Origin of the sequence: Armatimonas sp. (assembly GCF_043757465.1) — a bacterium.
GTDB lineage: Bacteria > Armatimonadota > Armatimonadia > Armatimonadales > Armatimonadaceae > Armatimonas.
This window is the reverse complement of record NZ_JAYVPL010000143.1, coordinates 22,528-43,962: the sequence shown is the minus strand read 5'-3', so window position 1 is coordinate 43,962 and position 21,435 is coordinate 22,528. Positions and strand designations below refer to the sequence as shown.

General features: G+C 58.9%; 21 protein-coding genes. 15 read left to right on the top strand and 6 right to left on the bottom strand.

Features of this window, described 5'->3' with window-relative positions; translation table 11 throughout:
- The coding region (locus ACH2ED_RS19875) for a helix-turn-helix domain-containing protein (RefSeq protein ID WP_395094470.1) at positions 1–378 on the bottom strand (378 nt) is incomplete at its 3' end.
- 245 nt (positions 379–623) lie between these two features.
- On the opposite strand from ACH2ED_RS19875, the gene ACH2ED_RS19870 reads away from it, so the two are divergent.
- From ACH2ED_RS19870 to ACH2ED_RS19855, 4 genes are all read left to right on the top strand, one after another.
- Entirely contained in the window at positions 624–2,279 is a 1,656-nt protein-coding gene (locus ACH2ED_RS19870) for a peptide ABC transporter substrate-binding protein (protein WP_395094469.1), read from the top strand.
- 46 nt (positions 2,280–2,325) lie between these two features.
- A complete protein-coding gene (locus tag ACH2ED_RS19865) occupies positions 2,326–3,285 on the top strand; it encodes an ABC transporter permease (protein WP_395094468.1) in 960 nt (319 codons plus the stop codon).
- Positions 3,286–3,287: 2 nt separating this feature from the next.
- On the top strand, positions 3,288–4,130 hold the full coding sequence (locus ACH2ED_RS19860) for an ABC transporter permease (RefSeq protein ID WP_395094467.1): 843 nt from the start codon (positions 3,288–3,290) through the stop codon (positions 4,128–4,130).
- A gap of 133 nt (positions 4,131–4,263) precedes the next feature.
- Positions 4,264–5,052, top strand: a complete 789-nt coding sequence (locus ACH2ED_RS19855; protein ID WP_395094466.1) for a Spy/CpxP family protein refolding chaperone — start codon at positions 4,264–4,266, stop codon at positions 5,050–5,052.
- 67 nt (positions 5,053–5,119) lie between these two features.
- Here ACH2ED_RS19855 and ACH2ED_RS19850 read toward each other — a convergent pair whose 3' ends face one another.
- The 3 genes from ACH2ED_RS19850 to ACH2ED_RS19840 form a co-directional block, all read right to left on the bottom strand.
- Positions 5,120–5,392 (bottom strand): hypothetical protein, encoded by a 273-nt coding sequence (locus tag ACH2ED_RS19850; RefSeq protein WP_395094465.1) that lies wholly within the window; start codon positions 5,390–5,392, stop codon positions 5,120–5,122.
- Between the two features lie 86 nt (positions 5,393–5,478).
- A complete protein-coding gene (locus ACH2ED_RS19845; RefSeq protein WP_395094464.1) occupies positions 5,479–8,097 on the bottom strand; it encodes a flippase-like domain-containing protein in 2,619 nt (872 codons plus the stop codon).
- Entirely contained in the window at positions 8,094–8,909 is an 816-nt protein-coding gene (locus ACH2ED_RS19840) for an alpha/beta hydrolase (RefSeq protein WP_395094463.1), read from the bottom strand. The genes ACH2ED_RS19845 and ACH2ED_RS19840 overlap by 4 nt, the downstream gene beginning before the upstream one ends.
- Positions 8,910–9,086: 177 nt before the next feature.
- On the opposite strand from ACH2ED_RS19840, the gene ACH2ED_RS19835 reads away from it, so the two are divergent.
- Complete coding sequence (locus ACH2ED_RS19835) at positions 9,087–9,695, top strand: hypothetical protein (protein ID WP_395094462.1); 609 nt, start codon at positions 9,087–9,089, stop codon at positions 9,693–9,695.
- Between the two features lie 2 nt (positions 9,696–9,697).
- Here ACH2ED_RS19835 and ACH2ED_RS19830 read toward each other — a convergent pair whose 3' ends face one another.
- Positions 9,698–10,276, bottom strand: a complete 579-nt coding sequence (locus ACH2ED_RS19830) for a DUF4337 domain-containing protein (protein WP_395094461.1) — start codon at positions 10,274–10,276, stop codon at positions 9,698–9,700.
- Positions 10,277–10,460: 184 nt separating this feature from the next.
- On the opposite strand from ACH2ED_RS19830, the gene ACH2ED_RS19825 reads away from it, so the two are divergent.
- From ACH2ED_RS19825 to ACH2ED_RS19790, 8 genes are all read left to right on the top strand, one after another.
- Complete coding sequence (locus ACH2ED_RS19825; RefSeq protein ID WP_395094460.1) at positions 10,461–11,039, top strand: sigma-70 family RNA polymerase sigma factor; 579 nt, start codon at positions 10,461–10,463, stop codon at positions 11,037–11,039.
- Positions 11,029–11,373, top strand: a complete 345-nt coding sequence (locus ACH2ED_RS19820) for a hypothetical protein (protein WP_395094459.1) — start codon at positions 11,029–11,031, stop codon at positions 11,371–11,373. The genes ACH2ED_RS19825 and ACH2ED_RS19820 overlap by 11 nt, the downstream gene beginning before the upstream one ends.
- Positions 11,370–11,789: a hypothetical protein gene (locus tag ACH2ED_RS19815; RefSeq protein ID WP_395094458.1), complete on the top strand. Its 420-nt coding sequence runs from the start codon at positions 11,370–11,372 to the stop codon at positions 11,787–11,789. Before ACH2ED_RS19820 ends, ACH2ED_RS19815 begins: the two co-directional genes overlap by 4 nt.
- A gap of 185 nt (positions 11,790–11,974) precedes the next feature.
- On the top strand, positions 11,975–13,366 hold the full coding sequence (gene mgtE, locus ACH2ED_RS19810; RefSeq protein ID WP_395094457.1) for a magnesium transporter: 1,392 nt from the start codon (positions 11,975–11,977) through the stop codon (positions 13,364–13,366).
- Between the two features lie 14 nt (positions 13,367–13,380).
- A complete protein-coding gene (locus ACH2ED_RS19805) occupies positions 13,381–14,502 on the top strand; it encodes a dienelactone hydrolase family protein (protein ID WP_395094456.1) in 1,122 nt (373 codons plus the stop codon).
- Positions 14,503–14,627: 125 nt separating this feature from the next.
- Positions 14,628–14,933, top strand: coding sequence for a hypothetical protein (locus ACH2ED_RS19800; RefSeq protein WP_395094455.1), 306 nt, complete (start codon positions 14,628–14,630; stop codon positions 14,931–14,933).
- A 6-nt stretch (positions 14,934–14,939) separates the two neighbouring features.
- Positions 14,940–16,055 carry a GntR family transcriptional regulator gene (locus ACH2ED_RS19795; RefSeq protein ID WP_395094454.1) on the top strand — a complete coding sequence of 372 codons (1,116 nt, stop codon included), beginning with the start codon at positions 14,940–14,942 and terminating at the stop codon, positions 16,053–16,055.
- A gap of 74 nt (positions 16,056–16,129) precedes the next feature.
- Positions 16,130–16,948: a DUF1559 domain-containing protein gene (locus ACH2ED_RS19790; RefSeq protein WP_395094453.1), complete on the top strand. Its 819-nt coding sequence runs from the start codon at positions 16,130–16,132 to the stop codon at positions 16,946–16,948.
- 49 nt (positions 16,949–16,997) lie between these two features.
- On the opposite strand, the gene ACH2ED_RS19785 is transcribed toward ACH2ED_RS19790, so the two are convergent.
- Entirely contained in the window at positions 16,998–17,846 is an 849-nt protein-coding gene (locus ACH2ED_RS19785; RefSeq protein WP_395094451.1) for an AraC family transcriptional regulator, read from the bottom strand.
- A gap of 57 nt (positions 17,847–17,903) precedes the next feature.
- Here ACH2ED_RS19785 and ACH2ED_RS19780 point away from each other — a divergent pair, with 57 nt between their 5' ends.
- Together ACH2ED_RS19780 and ACH2ED_RS19775 are read left to right on the top strand one after the other, a co-directional pair.
- The gene (locus tag ACH2ED_RS19780; protein ID WP_395094449.1) at positions 17,904–20,804 is read left to right on the top strand and encodes a DUF1549 domain-containing protein; all 2,901 of its coding nucleotides are present in this window, start codon (positions 17,904–17,906) and stop codon (positions 20,802–20,804) included.
- A 6-nt stretch (positions 20,805–20,810) separates the two neighbouring features.
- Positions 20,811–21,431, top strand: a complete 621-nt coding sequence (locus ACH2ED_RS19775) for a hypothetical protein (RefSeq protein WP_395094448.1) — start codon at positions 20,811–20,813, stop codon at positions 21,429–21,431.
- Positions 21,432–21,435: the final 4 nt, after the last annotated feature.

Below are 21,435 nucleotides of genomic sequence, written 5' to 3'. Positions count from 1 at the left end.
TAACGCCTTTTGCAAGGTAGAAATGCTCCAGACTGCCGTACCGTCCACTTCTAAAACGGGGGCTTTACCAAGCCGAGCCAGAATCTTTTGTTTGAGTTCCCCGACGAAACGCGGGGTATGTCCTCCTCCATGCCCCGGAACCAGAGCCGCGATTCCTTCTGTGTTGAAGCGTGCGACCCATAAGGCGACGGTTGTGCCTTGCTTTCGGCCTGCCAGAGTTGCGGCTTGTTTGTAGTCGTTTCCTTGAGCGACGGCCAGGATTCCTGTGGCTCTTGCCATCTGATCTGCGGGTGCGCTACGAGCATGAGTGAGCGCTTGCAAGAAATCTTGTTCTTGCTGAGTTAAGGGACGTAATATTTCTTTTTTTCGACGCGACATTCTTCAGCATAACATTAATTTTGCCACCGAGCCAAATGACCCACTAGAAGCTGACGTTGCCGCTGTAAATTGAAAGCCTTTGTCTCTTGAAGGTTCTTTGAAAATGCCTCCATGGTGGGTTTGGGCACGCGCCAGTCACGGCTTTGAGACTTGCCTCCAGGCAGTTTGGAGGGCTGCTGGACAGGGGGTATAGGATGAGATTTCATAGACGTAGTATAACAGAAACGTGTTATAATTTCCCCGTCATGACATCGTCTAACCTTACCCGGCGCGGCTTCTGCGCACTCAGTCTTTCTCTTCTCTCGCTAGCCCTTACGGGCTGCCCTTCTAGCAACAATTCTAGTGGAGGAACGGCGGGTGGCGGCGGGACGGACTCCGTGCCCGGCGTTCTGCGCTACCCGATTGCCACGGAGCCCTCGACGCTGGATCCGCACCGCGCCCAAGACGGCCCGACCATTGATCTCCTTCAAAATGCCCACATGGGCCTCGTCGGCTGGAACGACAAGACCGAAGTCACGCCGCTTGCCGCTAAAGAAATGCCCAAAGTCAGCGCCGATGGGAAAGTCTACACCTTCACGCTCCGCGAGGGCCTGAAGTTTCACAATGGGCGTGAAGTCACCGCCGACGATGTGTTGTACAGCCTGACCCGCGCCCTCGACCCTAAGCTGGCGTCGCCCGTGGCTGTGACCTACCTCGACGATATCCAGGGGGCAAAAGAGCTGGCAACTGGAAAAGCCACGGAGCTGACGGGTGTGAAAGTCATTGACAAGAGCACGATTGAGATCACTCTGGTAGGCTCGCGGCCCTATTTTTTAGGTAAGTTCACCTACCCGACCGCCTACATTCTCGCCAAAGAGGAGATCGAGAAGGGGCCAACACTGCCCAGTGGCGCGAAGACCATCGGCTCCAAGAACGCGGCAGCGGTGGGCTGTGGTGCCTTTAGGCTGACCAACTACGCGCCACAGAAATCTGTGACTCTGGAAGCGAATAAAGACTGGGTGCTGGGTGCACCCAAGCTCACCAAGATCGAGCGCCCGATTATTCTGGACACCAAGACCGCCCGTCTCCAGTACGACTCCGGCCTAGTAGACATTATCGCGCTCGAAAAGGGCGACTACGAGAAAGACAAGTCTGACCCTAAGTACGCGGGGCAAGTCCAGACATTTAACCGCGCTTCTACGTACTATGTTGGGATGAACCAGAAGGCCTATGCGCCTTTCAAGAACGCTAAAGTCCGGCAAGCCTTTGCCTGCGCCACCAACAAAGCGGAGATTAAAAAAGGCGTGCTTCTGGATGTGAACACCGCCGCTGAGTGCGTCGTCCCCGAGGGCATGCCCGGCTACGATGCAAATTTCAAGGGCTATGCCTACGACGAAGCCAAGGCAAAAGCCTTGCTCGCCGAAGCGGGCTTCCCGGGGGGCAAGGGTCTCCCGCCGCTCACGCTCTGCTTCCGCCAGCAGCAGCCCGATATCGTCAAGACCGCTCAAGTTCTCAAAGAGCAGTGGAGCAAGATCGGGATTCCCGTCGAGCTGCGCGAGATGGAGTACGCCTCGCTCATCAACGCCATGGATCGCAACGAGATCGTCTATTTTCACCGCTGGGGTGCGGACTACCCCGATCCGCAGAACTACCTCTCGCTGCTTTTAACCACCACGGGAGCGGAGAACCACGTCGGCTACTCCAACCCGGAGTACGACAAGCTCTGCGCCGTCGCCGATATCGAGACCGACCCTAAAAAGCGCATGGAGCTCTACGCCAAGGCCCAGCGCATGGTCGTGGACGATGCCGCTTGGATTCCGGTCTACTACCAGCGTGATATGGAGCTGATCAAAACCCACGTCACGGGCCTCAAAGACGGTCTCCTGGGCCATCTCCCGCTGGTCTCGGTCGAGGTCAAATGATCGTCGTTCACTTTGTCCCCCCCGCTGGGCGGGGGATGGAGGGGAAATGATCCGCCTGATCTTTACGCGCCTTGGTCTGGCGATTCCAACCCTCTTGGCGATCTCGTTTCTGGTGTTCTTTGCCACCTATCTCTCGCCTGCTGACCCGGTGGACATCATGCTAGGGCAGCACGCCACGCCGGAGAGCCGGGCACGGTTGCAGCATCAATTGGGCCTCGACTTGCCGCCGCTCGTGCGCTACGGTAACTATGTTTTTGGAATCGTGACGCGCGGCGACTTTGGGCGCTCGTACTTTAATAACGGCGAGCCGGTGCTAGAGCTGATCAAGCGCGGCTTTCCCAACACGGGGGTTCTGGCGAGCCTGGCCCTCCTCTTCTCGCTGGGCATTGGGATTCCGATTGGGATTCTGGCGGCGGTGAAGGCCAATAAGTTTATGGATCGCGCAGTGATGAGCGTCGCGCTGATCGGCGTTGCCGTGCCCTCGTTTGTGCTGGCTCCACTGCTGACACTGTATTTCGCGGTACAGCGCAACTTACTGCCGCCCATGGGCTTTGCGCTGGGCGATACCGTGCGGGCGCAGCCGCAGTTTTTTATTCTGCCCGCGATTGTGCTCGGTGCGCGCTCGGCGGCGCTGATGGCGCGCATGACCCGCTCGGCGATGCTGGATGTGCTGGGGCAGGACTATATTCGAACGGCGCGGGCGAAGGGGCTGTCAAGTGGTGTGGTCTTGTTTAAGCACGCGCTAAAGAACGCGTTCCCGCCGATCATGACCGTTGCCGGAACCACTTTTGGCTACTTGCTCTCCGGCTCATTTGTGGTGGAGACATTCTTTCAGATTCCGGGCTTAGGCTACCAGTCCATCTTTGCTATCCAGCAGCGCGACTACCCAGTGATCCAGGGATTGGCGCTGCTGATGGCGTTTATCTTTGTGGTGGTGAATCTGATCGTGGATATTTTATACGGCGTTCTCGATCCCAGGGCACGCGCCGCAGGAGGAAAGCGCTAGCCATGAGAGAGCTGAAAAAGAATAAAATCGCCTTTGCGAGCCTGATTTTTCTGGGGCTGCTGGTCTTTGTGGCGGTCTTTGCCAACGTCCTCGCGCCGTACCCGTTCGCTGAGCAGAAGCTGATAGATCGCATGCAAGGCCCGAGCGCGACGCATCGGCTTGGTACGGATGACTTGGGGCGTGATATCCTCTCGCGCTTAGTCTATGGCGCACGAATCTCTCTCTCGGTGGCGGTCTTGGTGGAGCTGGTTGTAGTGAGTATCGGTGTCACGGTGGGGCTGATCGCGGGCTTCTTCGGTGGCTGGGCGGAGACGGTTCTGATGCGCATCACCGACACGCTGCTCGCCTTCCCGGATGTGCTGCTGGCGATTCTGCTTCTCGGGACGCTTGGGGCGGCGGCGTCCAAGCCTTTGGTCTCGCTCTTTCTCGTGGTGATGTCACTGGGCATCACTGGCTGGCCACCGCTGGCACGCCTTGTCCGAGGGCAAGTGCTCTCGCTTCGTAAGCGGGAATTTGTGGAGGCCGCGATTGCGATGGGGGCGAGCAACGGGCGGATTCTGCTGCGTCACATCCTCCCGAACCTGCTCTCCCCGATCATCGTCGCCGTGACGGTAGATGCGGCGGGCGTTATCTTAGCGGAGGCAACCCTCTCGTTTCTAGGAATCGGAGTCCAGCGCCCATTCCCATCGTGGGGCCGCATGATCAACGATGCGCTGGATTACTACAGAAGCGAGCCCCGCCTTGTCTTCTGGCCCGCCATCTGCCTCTCGCTCACCGTCATCGCCCTCAACTTCCTTGGTGATGGATTACGTGATGCCCTTGATCCGCGCAAGCGCTCCGCCTAGTAAACGAGGCATCGCCGACGGAAACAAAGCCCGTGCCGGGCTCAAAGTGGTAAATCAATCGGTTGAAATTTTTCTAAATCTCATTTTTACTTCATGATTGCCCGTTAATATACGGCTCAGGAGGTTTAGAAAGATGAACCGATTGGTACTTACGTTTGTGGCATTGATGGTGGGTGGTGCAGCGCTGGCGCAACCGCCCCAGGGTGGTGAACAAGGCGGACAAGGTGGGCAGGGCGGCTTTGGTGGTCAGGGCGGTGGTCGTGGTGGACGAGGCGGTGGTTTTGGCGGCGGTCAAGGTGGCCCCGGTGGCGGTGGTGGTTTTGGCGGCGGAGGTAGTTTTGGCGGCGGGATGATGGGTGGCATGATGGGAATGTCACGTGAGATCAGCGCAGTCAGTATCCCACTTCGGGTGATGGCGCTCTACCTGAGCCTCACCGATGCGCAGGCCGGAAAAATTGCTCTGATCCGTGAGGACATGCAGGACGCGGCACGTCCCCAGATGCCACAGCGCCGTGCTCCGCAAGACCCGAACGCTGATCCCAGTGCGGCGCCGAGTGCACAGGGCGGACGTCCGGACATGCAGGCCATGATGCAGGAGATGCAGACCAATGTGGCAAAGGCTGAGCGCAAGGCTGTTACCGATACGAATGCCGTTCTCAGTGAGCCGCAACGCGTTCGACTGAGCCTGTTGATCAAGGCGCTAAAAGGTCTTCAGGACGAGGGGGTACGCCCCGAGGCGGCCACAAAGCTCATGCTCAATGAGGATCAACTGACCAATCTGGCCCGTGGTCGTAAGATGGAGAGCGTTCTGAGCGCGGCGCAGAAGACAATTGCCCAGAGCTACATGTCCCCGATGGGGCGTGGCGGCCAGGGTGGCCCCGGTGGTCAGGGCGGTGGCCGTGGTGGACGAGGCGGTAACTAGCCGATTGTGCTTCACTAAAAAAGCCGCCTGCCTACATGCGTAGGCAGGCGGCTTGGAGGGGACTATTTTATTTCTTACCCGTTGCTTTGGTAGCGGGCTTTGCAGCCATTTTGTCGGCAGGCTTTGCAGCGGTCTTCGCGGTGGTCTTTGCGGTGGTCTTTGCGGCAGGCTTGGCTTTAGCAGCCATCTTGTCGGCAGGCTTTGCAGCAGGCTTGGCTTTAGCAGCCATTTTGTCGGCAGGCTTTGCGGCGGTCTTCGCGGCAGGCTTCTGAGCAAAAGCGGAGACGCTGAGTAGCGAGAGTGCGGAAAGCATCACAATGGAACGGAAAATTGTCTTCATAGGTTACCTCGGTTTGGAGTTTTCTATCCCCTCGGGGGATTTCCATAACGAATGCGTCGCAGCTAGGCGGATTTGTTCCTGAAATCTTAATTTTTTTTTGTAGAGAGAAACCAGCGCTTAGAATGGGGGTTATCCGCGCGAACGACAGCCGCGGCTGCGCGAGGCAGAGAGAGGGAACTCTGGTAGATCAGGTAGCGCGGTTCCCAGGTCGGCTGGAACTTGCGCTTGTAAGCATGCAGGCCCTCAAACGAGTAGAAGCGCCCCCCGCGCCGAAATACCAGGTTGAGTACGCGCTCCACCAGTGGATCGGCGGCATCCTGCCCGACTCCCGAGAGCGGAGCTAGCCCAAGATTAAAAGTCGCAAAGTTCTCCTCCCTTGACCACGTTATCAGTGCCACAAAGAGAAAATCCATTACCCCGGACGGGGCATCGCAGCGGCGACGCATAAGATCTATCGTACTCTCGGACTTCTGGTACTCGGGAATGATATTGGCAAAGGCAACCAGGCCTCCGGTTGCATCGCGGGCCACGATCACGGGGCAATCATTGAGATAGGCTTCGTCGAACCATCCTAGCGAGAAGCGCTTTTCACCTCCGTGCTGCATCTGAAGCCAGTCATCACTGATGAGGCGCAGCGGGCGTAAAAGCTCGGAGGTGTGTGGCGGAGTGAGAACCTCCGTGGTGTAGCCTGCCTTTACCAGTCGGGCGACACTGCCCCGCAGACTCTTCAGTGCTCCGCCCATCAGGGTGAAGCTCTGAACGTCTATAACGGCCTCACTGCCAATGCACAGTGCCTGGAGTCCTGAAGCACGGTAGGCATCCAGATTGTCGGGAAGGGTCTGATAGAACGCGGGATCCCAGTCGTTCTGAGCACAAAAAGCAACAAAGCCCGCAATTGCCGCCGCGCTGTCTGTTACGGGGCCGATGGCGTCTCCCAGTGCGACAGCGGAGCGTCCTACCAGGGCGTAGCCCACCACGGAGCCTCCCGGGCTGAACCAGTAGAGCTTATCGGAGAACAAGACGAAGCGTGCCAGCGACGAGCCACCGTGTGCTTCAACGATCTTGTGCGCCACTTCTTGCTCGGCTGGGGTGGCACGCTGGCGCAGGAGAACGGGCTGGAGCAGGGTGAAAAGTGCGTAGCCCATAGTGGTCGCGGCCACGGTGTAGATCGAGCCAGAGAACCAGCGCCCGAAGCGTGTGATGGGCAGTGGCCCCGGATCGCTGAACGAGACAAACATCGCCAGGGTCTGCTCCAGCGCCGCGCGGAAGCCAAAGTCGTAGGCAAAGTGGCGATCCAGCAACCAGAACCCGAGGATGCCATAGATCAGAGTAAAACCCAGTGCCCAGACCAGTATCTTCAGGCTCTGATGGATTGTGGGGCCGTCCGAGCGCGCGATGAACTTCGTCCGCTGTGTCCAGAGCGCCGTGAGCAGTCCCAGTGCCAGAGTCGCCTCCTCCCAGTCGAGGCCTTTGGAGAGATGGGCCAGCATTGAGAACAAAAGCGCTGCCATTGCCAGGCGATGGGCAAATCGCTTGCGCCGCAGGAGACCTTGCGCCAGAAGCAGTAGCGCAAACGCCGCTAGTACCGTCGCCAGTCGGGATCCGTAGCGCACTTCGAGTGGCAAGTGGTTGCGTAGAAATGTCAGCCGAAGCCCCAGCGCGGGCAGGGTCGCACTGATCAAGTTGACAAGCCCCATCAGTGCCGTCATCGCGCTGATGGCGCACACGGCAAGATCGCTGCGTGGGTGCAGGCGCAGACGGCTCAAATGAAGCGCCGCCCCCACGGCGAGCGGCAACCAGAGTGCCAGCCCCCGAAATGCCAGAGTCACGGCGGTTGCTTTCACCACGGGCACGCCCAGAGAGACAAACGCGACTGTCATCATCCCCTCAACGGCTCCTAGGCCATCGGGGGTAATGGCGACGATCCAGAAGAGTAACCCAACGGAGAAGGCTGCCAGCAGCGTGCCAGGCGTCAGGTGCAGTCCGAATGCTCGTGCTAGAAATGCCAGGCAGAGTAGATCGGCCAGATGCGCTGTTAGTGCCAGGAAGAGTGGGACGACCAAGCGGCGCGGCTGTGCAAAGAGCTCCCCCGCACTCTCCGAAGCGTGGCGTGCCTGCTCCGCGCCCCAGCCCCGCTTGAGCCGTCCACGTGTCTGTTTTTCTAGCCACGTGAGTAAGTGCTCCAGCCGCTGCGGGGCGACATGTGCCAGAACCAGACCGCTTCCCCAGAACCCGATCAGAGCAAGCAATCCCACTGCCGCCAGTGCCTCGGTTAGCCGCAGGGCGCTGTGTAGGGAGAGCGTTGTCAGCCCCGCCAGCAGAATCAGCCCAAAAGTCACTAAGTCGCAGACCCGCACCAGAAGCAGCGCCGCCGTCGCCCGTGCGGGCGCGATCCCTCGCGTGGTAGCATCCGCGACAAAAGCCGTCGCGCCCGTGCCCGGAATCGTCAAGTTGACAAAAAGCGACGTGAACCAGACAGGGGCAAGAGTGCGCCAGCGCGCCTGTGCCCCCACGGCCTGAAACGCCACCGTGTGAAGCGCGATCATCAACACAAAGAAGCCAAGCTGGCAGCCCACGGCTCCTAGAACCGGCACGAGCCGTGCTTGCTCTAGTGCCACAATCAGTGCCATAAGCTCACGCCGCTGAAAATAAATCGCGACGGCTCCCAGTAAAATCAGCCCGAGGCCGGCAAGTTTACGCCTCATGCCTCCGCTTGCTTCCACCACTGGCCGAGCACCGGCAGTGCGGCTTGGAAGTGCTTGCTCCAGAAGCTCCACTTATGCCCTCCGGCATCACGGTCGAGCTTTACGGTTGCTCCTGCAGAGCGTGCAATGGCGGAGAACCCGACCGCATCGCTGATCAAATCCTCGTCATCGTCGTTTCCCACAGCGAGGTAGAAGTGGAGCTTTTTGCGTGTCTCGGCAGGCACGCGGTGGAGCTGTTCGATAGGTGAGTTGGCGCTTCGAAGGGCTTGGTCGGTGCCAAAGATATCAGTGTCGTCGCCCCAGTCGTCTTTGACACGCAGGTCACCGGATAAAACCAGAGCACTCTGGAAGCGCTCGGGGTGCCGCACGGCGAGATTGGCCGCACCGTAGCCTCCCTCGGAGAGCCCTCCAATAGACCACAGCGCAGGATTGCTCGATGCCCGGTAGCGCGTCTCCAGAAACTGCGAAAGGTCACGGACAACAGCCGTCTCCATATTGCACTTCCCACCTCGCGCATCGGCCCACTCCGAGCCGCCTTTATAAAATGGCCCATGCCCATCGGGGACGGCAACCAGACACGGCGGCAGTGTTCCTGCCGCGATTGCTTTATCAATCGCACGGTGCGCATTGCCCTCATAGAGCCAGTCGAGTGGCTCACCCGGTGCCCCATGAAGTAGCACTAGCACGGGATAGCGTCGGGTCGGGTTTTGTGCAAAACCCGGCGGTGTGTAGATGTAAACGGAGCGATTCTCCCCCAGTGCCGCCGAAACAAACTGAGTCTTCTCTAGCTTACCTGCAAGCTTGTGACCCATTACCTGCCGCTCGTGGAAAACTCGGAAAACATCTGCATGCGCAGGTCTGGTAGTGCAAAGGGTGAGTGCGACAAGAGCGGATAGGATCACGCGTTTCATGAGGGCTAGTGCGCCACTCACACAGTGATTGGTTCCCCGGCAGGGAACTTATACGACTCTAAAGAGCGCAAGAAAGGCATGAAGCAACTTTTCTTCGTGAGCTTAGCTTTGATGATCCCCCTGATCCCAGCGTCTGCCGATGATGCCATCAACCCGGAGCGACCCGGTTTTACGAACGGCGCGGCGACTGTGGGAAAGCAAGTCTTCCAGCTTGAGGAAGGCCTGACTCGTAGCGAGGGGAAAAATAAATTTGGAGATGGTGGGCTTTTACGTTACGGGATCGCCGCGCAAACCGAGCTACGGCTAGGGCTCCCAAGCTGGCAGCGCACCACAGGGTTCTCGTCGGCCAGCTACGGCCTCAAGACCACACTCTGCCCCCAGCTTGGGCTGATCGTTCAGACAAGCGGGGAGCGTCACACACAGACGCAAGCGGCGCTGGAGGCCGAGTTTTCCCTGACACGTGAGTGGACGCTGCAAGTGGACGCCGTGCGCGACTCGCAGTGGGCAAGCGGATTTAATTTTGGCCGCTCGCTCACCCAGCATCTTGGGATGTTTGTCGAAGGCTACCACACCAACGGCTGGCACGGCGATGGCGGCTTGACCTACCAGCTTACGACCGATCAGCAAGTGGACCTCAGCGGCGGCGATCACTTCGTCAGTATTGGCTACACCTGGCGGCTGCGCTGAGCTTAACCCAGTAGCTTCGCGAGCCAGTCGGGGTGAAACGACCAGCCCAGAAACCCCCCGAGCCCCAGAAGCACACCGATGCCAGTCACACCGCAGGCAAAGATCAGCAGCCAGCTCTTCTTAGTGAGTGCTGTGACCCCAAAGAGCGCCAGCGCCACGGAGAGGCACGCCTCAGACATATCGAACTGGTCGTCGTGGACATTCAGACGCTCGTACTCGGCTTCCATTCCCTTGGCCTCGGTCTGGATCTCGCCTTTTTCTTTTTCGTAGCGGGTGATCTCGTCTTTGTAGTGTGACAGCAATGCATCGGGGGCTTTTTGGAGCCGCGCCATCGCCAGAGTCGTTTCGGCTAAGTTTTGCTTGGTGCTCTTGGACTGGTACTGGCTCCACTTACTCACACTCTTTGCCTGGGACTGCGCCATCGCCTGGCAAATATTGCCGTCCTTGATATTGCAGAGCGCCATGAAAGTTGCGGAGAGGGCCACCAGAATCGCAATCCACGAGTTCAAGCGGTCTTCTTTGATGGGGGGGGCAGGGGCTGTCTGGATAACTTCCTGTATCGTTTCTTGAATCTCACTCATAGTGGCTATGCGCCATTGTACTCCAAAAAGGTTCCGCGAAGATGTCTGTATTTTATTCGGTTCCCAGGGGTTCTGAAGACATGTGATGGTTCAGGGCTCTTTGTGAACTCTCTGTAGCTTTTTGGAACTTCAGCGTAAATTTTTTCGCATTTTCTCTATGCACCCAATTGCTGCAAGCTGGTCAATGCCTGGTATAAGTAAAGGCATGTGGCTCACCAAGCGCTCGACGACCGCGCAAAAACACGCGGAGTTTGAGGCACTGGTGGCCAAGGACTGGGAGCGTTTCTGGCGCTTTGCCTACCGGCTCACCAGTGATCGGGATATGGCGGAAGACCTCCTCTCCGAGACACTGATTGATGCGTTTGTTGCTTTTGACCACTACCGAGGCGAAAAATTTGCTAGCTGGTTCTTCAAGATGCTCTCCAATAATCGAATAGACATGGCCCGAAAAGCCAACCGTCGGCAGACGGAGAGTCTGGACACCGTGTTCTCGGAGACGGAGGGCAGAGACATTCCAGACTCACGCGAAAGTCCCGAGGCCTGTCTGCTTGATCCGCTCTACTCCGAGCCAGTGCAAAAAGCACTGGACACACTGAGCATGGAGAACCGGGTTGCCGTCTTGCTTGCGGATGTGGAAGGTTATGACTACGTGGAGATCGCCCAGATGCTGAGCATTCCTATTGGAACTGTCCGCTCACGTATCTCGCGAGGTCGTGAAAAGCTACGTCTCGCACTAAGCCAGGAGTTGCGTCATGAAGGATGAAGATTTACAAAAGAGACTACAGGAAGCCTCACTGCCCGAGCCTGCCGGAGGGCTAGATGCCGCCCGTGAGCGTGCCATGGGCCGCGTGCGCCATAAGTTCCCCGCAGATGTCCCCCGAGAAGCACCCCGCCGCTCGCTCTGGCGTCCTCTGGGAGCCACGGCACTGGCAGGAGGGCTTGCTCTCGTTGTCTTTCTCGCCTGGCCCGAGCCTCGCGCCGAGGCCGATCCTCTCCCCACGGAAGCGCAGATGCAGCAGCTCTACGATCAGCACGAGACGCACCGTGCGGAGCATCTCCTCTTTGCCGAGATACTGCCAATCGAGAAGCGGCCATGAGAGGCGTGCTCTGCGCCTTGCTCCTCGTTGCCGTTTCTTTTGCCACACAGGCACAAGCTCCAGTGAAAACCGGGAGCGCCGTTGTCTCTGAAGCGAAAAAAGTGGGAGTTCCCACAAAGATGGGAGCCTGGCAGCTCGTTCGCTATGTCCCTGGGCAGCAGGCACATTTTCTCTACGCCAGCGGCTCGCGTTCGTTTTCACTCTTTGTGACGGAGACAAGAAACAGCCGTCCACTCCAGGCACAGCAAGGCTGGAAGGCGATTCGGCTGTTTGAGTCACTAGTCGCATATCTTCACCAAGACTCCCGAAACCCGGAGCACACTGCTATCGCTCTCAAGCACCAGACACAGCGCCGGATGATCCTGGGTAAGCTTACGGAAGCCGAGCTGGTGAACTTGGCAAAACAGTTGCGCTAGCCGGAACTTTTTGGTGATCAAAGACGCAAGTACTCAGACAAACCCCATGAAAACCCACGAACAAACTACGGAAGACGGTAGTCGGTTGCGGTGGGCTACCTACTCACGAATCCCTCTCTGAGGTGCTGGTGGGCAGCGTAGCCCACCGCGAAAAACGCCTGTCTCCCGGGAAATGATGTACCGCCATGATCCGGCTGGAGACTCTTGAGAACAATACCCTTCGCCTGGAGGAGCGCGTTAATGCGGCGCTGGGCCAGGACGATGAAACGCTATTACGCACAGCTCTCGCGGGCTACCACCCGGCGGATCTCGCTGAGGTCATGGAGCGCCTAGGCAATGAGGACGCCATTCGCCTCTTTCGCTGCTTGGACTCCGAGCGCGCCGCGGAGGTGCTCGATGAGCTGGATCAGCAAAAAGCACGCTATCTGCTCGATAACGAAGTCCCCGAGCGAATCGCCGCGCTGCTGGATCTCTTACCAATGGACGATGCCGCAGGTGTGCTTGCCGAGTCGGCATCCCCGGAGCGTCAAGAGGCACTGCTAAGTCAGTGGACCGATCAGGAAGACGCCGCGGAGGTGCGCGAGCTGCTCTCGTATCCCAAGAGCAGCGCCGGGCGCTTGATGACCGAGAAGTTCATGCGCCTCGCACCGGAGCTCACGGTTGAGGAGGCCTTTGCGGCTATCCGCCGGGCTGACCCCGAGGTGGAGACGCTCAGTGATCTCTACGTGGTGGTGGATGAGCATTTAGTGGGGGTACTCTCGCTCCGGGACTTAGTGCGTGCAAGCGGCGAGCAGCGCATCGCTGAGATAATGACCCGCGATATTATCTCGGTTCAGATTGACACCGACCAGGAGGAAGTGGCCCGTCTGATCGCTCGCTATGACTTTCTGGCGATGCCCGTGCTCCATCGTGAGGGCACGATTGCGGGAATCATCACCGTGGACGATATAGTAGACGTTCTCACGGAGGAGCAGACGGAGGACGCGTTCAAGCAAGGCGCAATCTCCGCCGAGCCCGGTGTCATCAATGCCCCGTACTTCTCCATTCCTATCTGGCGTGTCGTCAAGAGCCGCGTGGGCTGGCTCGTGCTGCTCTTCGTCGCGGAGACGGCCACAGGCGCGGTGCTTCGCCACTTCGAGAGCGAGCTGGCAAAAGTCGTGGCGCTGAGCTTTTTTGTTCCGCTGCTGATCGGTACAGGAGGCAACACCGGTGCACAGACAGTCTCCACCATTATCCGTGGTCTGGCACTGCGTGAGATTCGAGGTCGCGATGCAGGGCGCGTTCTGGTGCGTGAGCTGGCATCGGGTGTGCTGCTCGGTCTGCTTCTGGGAGCGATTGCCTTTGGCCGGGCGATGTGGTGGGGAAGTGGGGTGCAGCTCTCGCTGGTCGTTGCGCTGACGATTCTGGCGATCTGTACCTGGGCAAACACGATTGGCTCGATGATTCCGCTGGTCGCCAACAAGCTCAAAATAGACCCCGCCCTTGTCTCCGCGCCGCTGATCACGACTTTGGTGGATGCCACAGGACTTGTGATCTATCTAACCATTGCCCATTTGCTGCTCTCTCAGCTTCACTAGGTTACAATAGCCCCATGAGTCAAAACTACCAGGATCTTGGGGTGTACAGTGAGCTCGTAGACGCGGCGCAGCGCTCTCATCCGCTCTGGCCGGAGGCGCGACCTGGCAAGGCAACACAGAAAAAACTACGCGAGGCGCTGGCGTTCGCGCCAGGCGATGAGACACCGCACGATGTGCGCGTCGAGCGGGTCTGGGAGCGTGACGGTGTTCGTGGGGAACTTCTCTCCTGGTCGGTGGGCTACGGCCCGCGTACCGAGGCGTTTTATCTGCGCCCCTCTGGCACTGAGGGCAAGAGGCTGCCAGGCATTGTCGCACTGCATCACCACGGGGGCTTCAAGCTCTTCGGCAAGGAGCAGATCGCCGATGGGCCCGAGCCTGTCCCGGAGTCCGTGGCACCGTCGCGCACCCAATACTACGGGGGCCGGGCCTACGCCAACGCACTCGCAAAGCGTGGGTTTGCTGTGCTCGTCCCCGATGTTTTTCTCTGGGGAAGCCGCAAGTTCCCCCTGGAGACGATGACGGGCCTGCACCTGGGACGCGGCAAGAAGATGGCCCCTGAGGCAGATGCCGCGCAGCTCTATAACATTACGGCCAGCTTTCACGAGGAGCTTGTTGCCAAGTATGCCACGCTGCTCGGAATTAGCCTCGCGGGAGTCGTCAGCTATGAGGATAGAGTGGCGGCGAGCTATCTGGCGTCGCGCCCCGATGTGAATGCGCGTGCACTTGGCTGTGTCGGGCTCTCGGGCGGTGGCCTGCGAGCGGCGCTGCTTCAAGCCACCTGTGCGAAGATTCGGGCATCGGTGGTGGTCGGGATGATGAGTAGCTTCCCCGGACTCCTAGATCACAACGTTGTTAGCCACACCTGGCTTCTCTATCCCCACGCCTGGATGCACCACGGCGACTACCCGGATCTTGCCGCCTGTCGTGCTCCGTCGCCGCTTTTGGTGCAGTACGACGAAGCCGATCCGCTCTTTACGCTTGAGGGAATGCAGCAAGCAAGTGCACGCATCGCCAAACACTACGCCGCCGTGGGCAAGCCCGAAAACTATGTCAGGCAGTTCTATCCTGGCGGGCACAAGTTCGACCTGCCCATGCAGGAGGCTGCATTTGACTGGCTCGCGGCCCGGCTTGGATAGCTCGATGTCATCGGGAAATTGCCCTCCGAAAAGAAATATTAAAAAATTCTTGACATACCCTATAACTCTTTTGTACAATTGGCATAACCAAAGACAGATTGGCTAGGCCAATTCAGGAGGATGCTATGAAGCAGTCCCTTTCACCAGGCATCATTGTTGGAGCCATTGTCGGTCTGATTGCCGTTGTCGGTGTGATCTTCTTTTTCGCCACCCGCTCGCCCGCAGGTATTAACGAGGGCCAAGCCAGTGGAGGTGGGATTCCTCCAGAGATCCAGAAACAAATCCAGCAACAAATGAGCGGTGCTGGTGCAACAGCACCTGCGACCAACGGAGGACGACCTGCGGGTGCGCCGGGGGGAATGATGCCTCCCGGTGCGCCTGGTGGAATGATCGCTCCTCCTCCGGGAGCCAGTGGCATGGGAGGCCGCTAGGCGTTGATGAACCGCCCCGCTACCTACCGAATTATCGCGGACGCCATTCGGCAGACCTGGCTCACTCCCGAAGCCGTCCCGGGCGAGCGCTTACCCACGGAGCGCGCCCTAGAGACCCATTTCGGGGTGAGCCGCGCCACGATCTCGCGGGCACTGGCGGCGCTGGCGGCGGAGGGCCTCATCGAGACAAGGCGTGGCAGTGGTGCCTATGTCGCGGCGTGCTCCCTCACAAGCGAGCTCCAGATCATTGGCTTTATCGCGCCTCGTGCGGCGGGGAAAGGCGAGCTACAAAACCCCGTTCTCCACCGAATCTACAACGGTATCGAGCGGCGAGCGGCGGAGCTAGGCTACCAGGCCATTGCCGCAAGTGCTGAGTACAGTGTGACACACGAAACGGAGCTGATTGAGCAGCTTCGGCGGATGGGCGCCAAAGGCATGATTGTCTATCCTACCTACTTGCCAAAGCCACGCCACGAAGACGCCCGCGACCCTCTCGCACAAGGGGGGCGTGACTTCCCCCTGGTCTTGACCGATATCGGCTCCGAGAGCTGGAACCGCTCGATGGTGGTGATAGATAACTTCCGCCTCTGCCACGACCTGACAATGGGTCTCCTGAAGCGGGGACGAGAGCGGATACTCTTCATGCACACGAAGCCTTCGGGCCTCCACACCTCGGTGCAGGATCGCCAGCGCGGCTGGGAAGCAGCACTTCAGCGGGCAGGCAAGAGCATTCCACCAAGCTGGCGCGGCTGGCCCGATAAGTTTCCCGTTCGCGTCGGGGGGCTTTCGCAAACCGATGTTGAGTTGGTAGCCCAGCAAGTGCTGGCCTTAGATCCACGCCCCGATGCCATCATTGCCTGGGACGACCCCACGGCGATTCCGCTCATCCGCGCCCTCCAGAGTAAAGGAGTGGCTGTTCCAGCCGAGATTATTGTCGCCGGTTTCGACAACTACGAGGCAGGTAGGTATTTCTCGCCCGCCTTCCCGACAACACAACCCGACCTCGCTCGCATGGGTGAGGTTGCCGTAGACCTTCTGGATGAGGCCATCCGCGTCAAGGACATTCGTCCACGCACCGTGATGCTCTCGGCGGAAGTGGTCTGGCGAAAGGAGGTCAGCTAGGTTTAATCTATAGGCAGTGTTCTATCCGTCTCGCGTCTCTGTATTAGACGCATATAATTTCAGTGAAGGAATTTATGATGCAACGAAAAGCATTTACGTTAATTGAGCTACTTGTGGTGATCGCGATCATCGCGATTCTCGCCGCTATCTTGTTTCCTGTCTTCGCACAAGCCCGTGAAAAAGCTCGTCAGACGGCTTGTATCTCCAATCTCAAACAGATTGGCCTCTCGGTGCGGATGTACGCACAGGACTACGATGAAATCTACCCCATGGGCACCTATAACGGCCAGCGCAACTGGGAAGTCAACCCAGATGTCAATCCCTATCCGCCCAACAACCAGTGCCTCGATGCTCTGGGTGCCGCAGGGCAGCGGGGTTTCAACCCGGGAGATGGCGGTCTTAACTACACCGGCTGTGCCTACGGCGGCGAGTTCTACCGGCATCTGATGACGGTTCAGCTTTTCCCCTACACCAAGAACAAACAGATATGGTACTGTCCTTCCGATAAAAACCTTCGCTTCAGCGATGCCAACGCGCGAATTGGGAAGCAGTCCTACCAGTACTTCCCTAACTGGGTCTTCAATATCGGAGACTGGTGTGCCTCGGCAAGTCCCTTCCCCTGCGTTCGCTACCCGGATGGTCAGCGCCGTGACCTGAACTCTCAGCCCGTCAGCGAGCTCTCAGAGTGGTACTCCGAGCGCACTCTCTTCTCGGAGCGTGGCATGTTCGGCTGGGACGCCCCAGATGGCTATCCTAGTAAGAACAATAACTTTAACCACTCCACAGGCTTTAACATCTGCTACTTCGATGGGCATGTGAAGCACAATGTCTGGGGAAGCAAGTGGCGCACCACCCCCGCTTCCGGCTGGGACGCGAGCCGCGCTCCGCGGTAGCGAAGACAAACTCTCTGCACCCCACTCTCGAGACAGAAAGTGGGGCTTTTTATTTTCGCCAGTGGCTTGGGGGCACACCTAGAACACGCTTGAAGGCAGTCGAGAATGCGAACGGGTTGGCGTAGCCAACAGCGCGAGCGACTTGCTCGATATTGGCCTCCGTGGAGAGTAGCAGCGCTCCCGCGTGGCGCATGCGCAGCAGTGTCACTTGCTCCAGCGGGCTGTTTCCTGTCTCGTGCTGACAGACCACGCGTAGCTGTCCTTCCGAGAGGTAGGCAAGAGCGGCGAGCTCAGGGGCAGTCCAGAGATGGGCGAGGTTGCTCTCCACCGCATCCCAGACACGGCGCAAGCGCTCAGGGCGAGCACCGCCACGCAGCAAGCGTCGCGCTTGCAGGAGCGTCAGCTCCGCCCAGACCGCCAGATGCGCCGCCTCCGCCGCCGCCCGCGACTCACGCCAGAGCCCAAGAATGGCATCGCGCAGAGGCTCGGGGTCGGCGCTTACCAGGCTGGAGTGCTCGGGCCAGGGTAGCTCGGCGGCGGGGGTGAAAATTACCCAGGCAAACTCCCAGGGCAGCTCGGGATAGCGTGGGCGAAAGGCGTGCGGGACACTTGGCGGCGAGAGGTAGGCCATCCCCGAAGGCACCGGGAGCCACTCGCCCCTCACCAACGCCAGTCCCTCGCCGCTGTAGCTCACTAGAAGCTGTCCCTGTTGCCAGCGCGTACGCACCATCTGATAGGGCACAAATGCCTCCGAGAGGCCCGCGACACGCAGGCCGCGCGAGACCATCGCGGGACCGGCGGGGCGGTGGGTAATCCGCTCCCGCGTGCGCTCCCCGATAATGCCCGTGTCGGTCAGCTCTGCGGCGGTTTGGCGAAGGTCATCCTGCGTTTCACTCATGGCGATACGATATACTTTCGTTGTACCATACGCTGATTCACAAAGGCTAAGGAACCCATGCGGAAACAATTCTTGGGAGTAATCGGTGCGCTCGGACTGGCGGCAATGGCAGCAGGGCAGCCGCAGGCGCCGCAAAAACTGACGGCAGAACAGACGACCTTCTTCGAGTCTAAAGTGCGGCCTCTCGTGCTGGCAAAGTGCGAGGGCTGTCACGGGGAAGCCGTCGCCTCAGGGGGCTTACGGCTCGATAAGCCGCTGGTGGCAAGTAAGCTCGCCGTCGTGATGCAGCGCATTAAGGGTGAGGGCGGCAAGCCGCAGATGCCGTTTAATACCATCCCTCTAACTCCTAGTGAAGTCGCCGTGATGGCGGACTGGACGAAGCAAGGCGGCTACTGGCCCGCTCCACAAACGGGTGGTGTCGGGGGGATGCTCTTTGAGATGGGCAAGACCCACTGGGCCTTCCAGCCCGTGAAGAATGCCGCGCCTCCCAAAGTGGCCAATACGGCCTGGGTGCGCAACCCGATTGATGCGTTTGTGCTGTCCCAGCTGGAGAAGAAAAATCTTAAGCCAAGCCCCACCGCCACACGTCGCGAGCTGATCCGTCGCGTGAGCTACGACCTAACGGGGCTGCCGCCCACCCCCGAGGAAGTGGCAGCCTTTGAGACCGATAAAGCGCCCGACGCCTACGAAAAACTCGTGGACAGATTGCTCGCCTCACCACACTATGGCGAAAAATCAGGGCGGCAGTGGCTGGATCTGATGCGCTACGCCGAGACGAACTCCTACGAGCGCGACAACCCCAAGCCCAATGTCTGGCGCTACCGCGACTATGTGATCCGTAGCTTCAACGCCGACAAGCCCTACGATAGGTTCGTCAAAGAGCAGCTCGCGGGCGATGAGCTTGAGGGGGGCGGCAACGACGGCTTGCTTGCCACGGGCTTCTATCGCCTGGGGATCTGGGACGACGAGCCGACCGATAGAGAGCAAGCACGCTACGATGGTTTAGATGACATTGTCACCACTGTCGGGCAGACTTTTATGGGCCTGACCTTTGACTGTGCTCGTTGTCATAACCATAAAATAGACCCGATTCTGCAAAAAGACTACTATAAATTAGTCAGCTTCTTCAATGGGGTCAACCACTTCCGCAACGGTGGCCCTACCGATGAGAGGCCGATCTTTGAGAACGAAGCGCAGCGCTCGGATTATCTAAAACGCATTGACGAGAAAAAGCAAAAACTCGACACGCTTCAGCTTCAGCTCAAGGAACTCGAAAATGCTGTGCCGAGCGCGGATCCCAGTACGGCCAGCGATCTGGAGGATCTGACCTACAAGTACTACCGCGATACGTTTGAGAAGCTCCCGAACTTTGACACACTCAAGGCGGAGCGCAGCGGGCCGGTGCCCAGCAGACGCTTCGATATCACGCTCCGTGATCGCGACAACGCCATCGGGTTTGTCTTTGAGGGAGTGATTGTCGTCCCGAAAGACGGGCGCTACACGTTTTTCTTAGACTCCGACGACGGCTCGCGTTTAGTGGTCAATGGGATGGAGCTCATCAAGCACGATGGGATTCATGGCCAGGGACAGGAGCAGAGCAAGGCCGTCAAGCTGGAGGCGGGCCGCGTTCCGATACGCTTGGAGTACTTCCAGAATCAGTTTGGCATTGGCCTTGCGGTCTCCTGGTCAGGGCCAGGGCAGGGACTCAGAGCGCCCCGCCGCCTGCTCTCAACCAATGCCAGCAATGGCCCCGAGGGACAGGCTAGTGTCGCATCCGCAAGCCCGGAGTCTGCCCGTCTCAAAAAACAGCTAGAGGATCTTAAAAACCAGCCGGTTGACGTGAACCGTGCGCTTTGCATCACGGAGCTGAACCAGCCTATCGAGACCTTTGTCTTGCTCCGTGGCTCGGCGGCGGCCCCCGCCGACAAAGTCGTGCCCGGCTGGCCGGAGATTCTGGGCGGCGGTGATGCCAAGCTCCCCACCGAGCGGGTTGCTGTCGTTCCCTCCACGGGCGAGCCGATCAAAGGCGGACGACCGAGCTTTCCCCCCGCGGAGCTGAGTGAGAGTAGCTCAGGCCGCCGCCTGACACTGGCTAACTGGATCGCCAGCCCGGATAATAAGCTCACGGGCCGGGTAATGGCCAATCGTGTCTGGCAGGGGCACTTTGGGCGTGGGATTGTCCGCTCCTCCAGCAACTTCGGCCTCGGCGGCGACTCCCCCACGCACTCGGAGCTGCTCGACTATCTAGCCTCAAAATTTACCCATGAGCTCGGCTGGTCGGTCAAGAAGATCCACAAGCTGATTCTGATGAGCAACACCTACAAGCAAAGCTCACGGAGTAATCCCGTCGCACTTAAAGCCGACCCGCAGAACAATCTTTTCTGGCGCACTGACATGCGCCGCTTAACCGCAGAGGAGCTGCGCGACTCCGTACTCGCGGTCTGTGGCAACCTGAACCCTAAGCTCTACGGGCCGTCGGTCTACCCCGATATTCCCGCCGAGGTGCTGCATGGCCAGTCCGTGCCCGGCAAGGACTGGTACCCGGATCGGATGACGCCCGAGGACAAAGCCCGGCGCAGCGTCTATATCTTTGTGAAGCGCTCGCTGATCTTCCCTCTCATGGATGGTTTCGACGCAGCAGAGACAGACCGCACCACGCCTACCCGCTTCTCCAGCACTCAGCCGACCCAGGCACTTACCACGCTCAATGGGAAGTTCTTCCATGATCAGGCAAAGATTCTAGCGACACGCCTGGAGACCGAAAGCGGCGGCAATCTCGACAAATTTGTCGCCCGTGGCCTCACGCTCGCCCTCCAGCGTCCGGCGACTCCCACCGAGGTCGCCCGTGGCCTCAAGCTGATGAAGACGCTGGAGAGCCAGAAAATGTCAATCGAGCAAGCAAAAGCGACTTTCTGCCTGCTCACGCTCAACCTCAACGAGTTTATGTATCTGGACTGAAATAATATGCAACGTAAGCCCGTGATCCCCGACTCGGTCAGTAGCTTTTACGACTACTTTGATCTCAAAGCGCCCGTCCGCGATATTCTGCAAGTCCTAGGCTACGGCTATCAGATCGAACAACTTGTGCTGCCTCAAAGTGTCATCGAGGGAGACTGGGTAGCAGCGCTCCAGGAACGGCTTGGCCAGCTGATGACCCATATTCCCATGGACAATGAGGCGACCAAGCGGGAGTTTCTCATCGCTCCTATTCTCTCGGAGCTAGCACTTCGATCCAATGTTCTCGTGCAGGTTGAGTTTGCCATTGATGTCAGTACACGTCTCAAGGGAAGCCTCGATTACTTGCTCACTGCGGGCGAGAATTTAGTCATTGTCGAGGCCAAGCAGGGAGATATGCCCCGCGGGATGCGCCAGCTTGCCGCCGAGCTTGTAGCCGTTGACCAATGGACGGAGTCCGAGTCCCCCACACTCTACGGTGCTCTCTCCGTCGGCGATGCCTGGCGCTTTGCGATGCTGGAGCGTCCAAGTAAAGTCCTCCACGAGGACATCAAGTTATTTGCCATCCCTAATGATCTCAGTGAGCTGATGAGCACTCTCAATGCCATCCTAGCGGGAACGAAAAAGTAAAACA

What these genes read in the sequence shown, in the direction of transcription:
- ACH2ED_RS19830 (WP_395094461.1), bottom strand. Translation starts at nt 10,276, where the DNA reads ATGAGTGAGATTCAAGAAACGATACAGGAAGTTATCCAGACAGCCCCT.
- ACH2ED_RS19840 (WP_395094463.1), bottom strand. Translation starts at nt 8,909, where the DNA reads ATGGGTCACAAGCTTGCAGGTAAGCTAGAGAAGACTCAGTTTGTTTCG.
- ACH2ED_RS19775 (WP_395094448.1), top strand. Translation starts at nt 20,811, where the DNA reads ATGCAACGTAAGCCCGTGATCCCCGACTCGGTCAGTAGCTTTTACGAC.
- ACH2ED_RS19865 (WP_395094468.1), top strand. Translation starts at nt 2,326, where the DNA reads ATGATCCGCCTGATCTTTACGCGCCTTGGTCTGGCGATTCCAACCCTC.
- ACH2ED_RS19805 (WP_395094456.1), top strand. Translation starts at nt 13,381, where the DNA reads ATGAGTCAAAACTACCAGGATCTTGGGGTGTACAGTGAGCTCGTAGAC.
- ACH2ED_RS19820 (WP_395094459.1), top strand. Translation starts at nt 11,029, where the DNA reads ATGAAGGATGAAGATTTACAAAAGAGACTACAGGAAGCCTCACTGCCC.
- ACH2ED_RS19855 (WP_395094466.1), top strand. Translation starts at nt 4,264, where the DNA reads ATGAACCGATTGGTACTTACGTTTGTGGCATTGATGGTGGGTGGTGCA.
- ACH2ED_RS19825 (WP_395094460.1), top strand. Translation starts at nt 10,461, where the DNA reads ATGCCTGGTATAAGTAAAGGCATGTGGCTCACCAAGCGCTCGACGACC.
- ACH2ED_RS19780 (WP_395094449.1), top strand. Translation starts at nt 17,904, where the DNA reads ATGCGGAAACAATTCTTGGGAGTAATCGGTGCGCTCGGACTGGCGGCA.
- ACH2ED_RS19815 (WP_395094458.1), top strand. Translation starts at nt 11,370, where the DNA reads ATGAGAGGCGTGCTCTGCGCCTTGCTCCTCGTTGCCGTTTCTTTTGCC.
- ACH2ED_RS19835 (WP_395094462.1), top strand. Translation starts at nt 9,087, where the DNA reads ATGAAGCAACTTTTCTTCGTGAGCTTAGCTTTGATGATCCCCCTGATC.
- ACH2ED_RS19800 (WP_395094455.1), top strand. Translation starts at nt 14,628, where the DNA reads ATGAAGCAGTCCCTTTCACCAGGCATCATTGTTGGAGCCATTGTCGGT.
- ACH2ED_RS19795 (WP_395094454.1), top strand. Translation starts at nt 14,940, where the DNA reads ATGAACCGCCCCGCTACCTACCGAATTATCGCGGACGCCATTCGGCAG.
- ACH2ED_RS19850 (WP_395094465.1), bottom strand. Translation starts at nt 5,392, where the DNA reads ATGAAGACAATTTTCCGTTCCATTGTGATGCTTTCCGCACTCTCGCTA.
- ACH2ED_RS19870 (WP_395094469.1), top strand. Translation starts at nt 624, where the DNA reads ATGACATCGTCTAACCTTACCCGGCGCGGCTTCTGCGCACTCAGTCTT.
- ACH2ED_RS19785 (WP_395094451.1), bottom strand. Translation starts at nt 17,846, where the DNA reads ATGAGTGAAACGCAGGATGACCTTCGCCAAACCGCCGCAGAGCTGACC.
- mgtE (WP_395094457.1), top strand. Translation starts at nt 11,975, where the DNA reads ATGATCCGGCTGGAGACTCTTGAGAACAATACCCTTCGCCTGGAGGAG.
- ACH2ED_RS19860 (WP_395094467.1), top strand. Translation starts at nt 3,288, where the DNA reads ATGAGAGAGCTGAAAAAGAATAAAATCGCCTTTGCGAGCCTGATTTTT.
- ACH2ED_RS19790 (WP_395094453.1), top strand. Translation starts at nt 16,130, where the DNA reads ATGATGCAACGAAAAGCATTTACGTTAATTGAGCTACTTGTGGTGATC.
- ACH2ED_RS19845 (WP_395094464.1), bottom strand. Translation starts at nt 8,097, where the DNA reads ATGAGGCGTAAACTTGCCGGCCTCGGGCTGATTTTACTGGGAGCCGTC.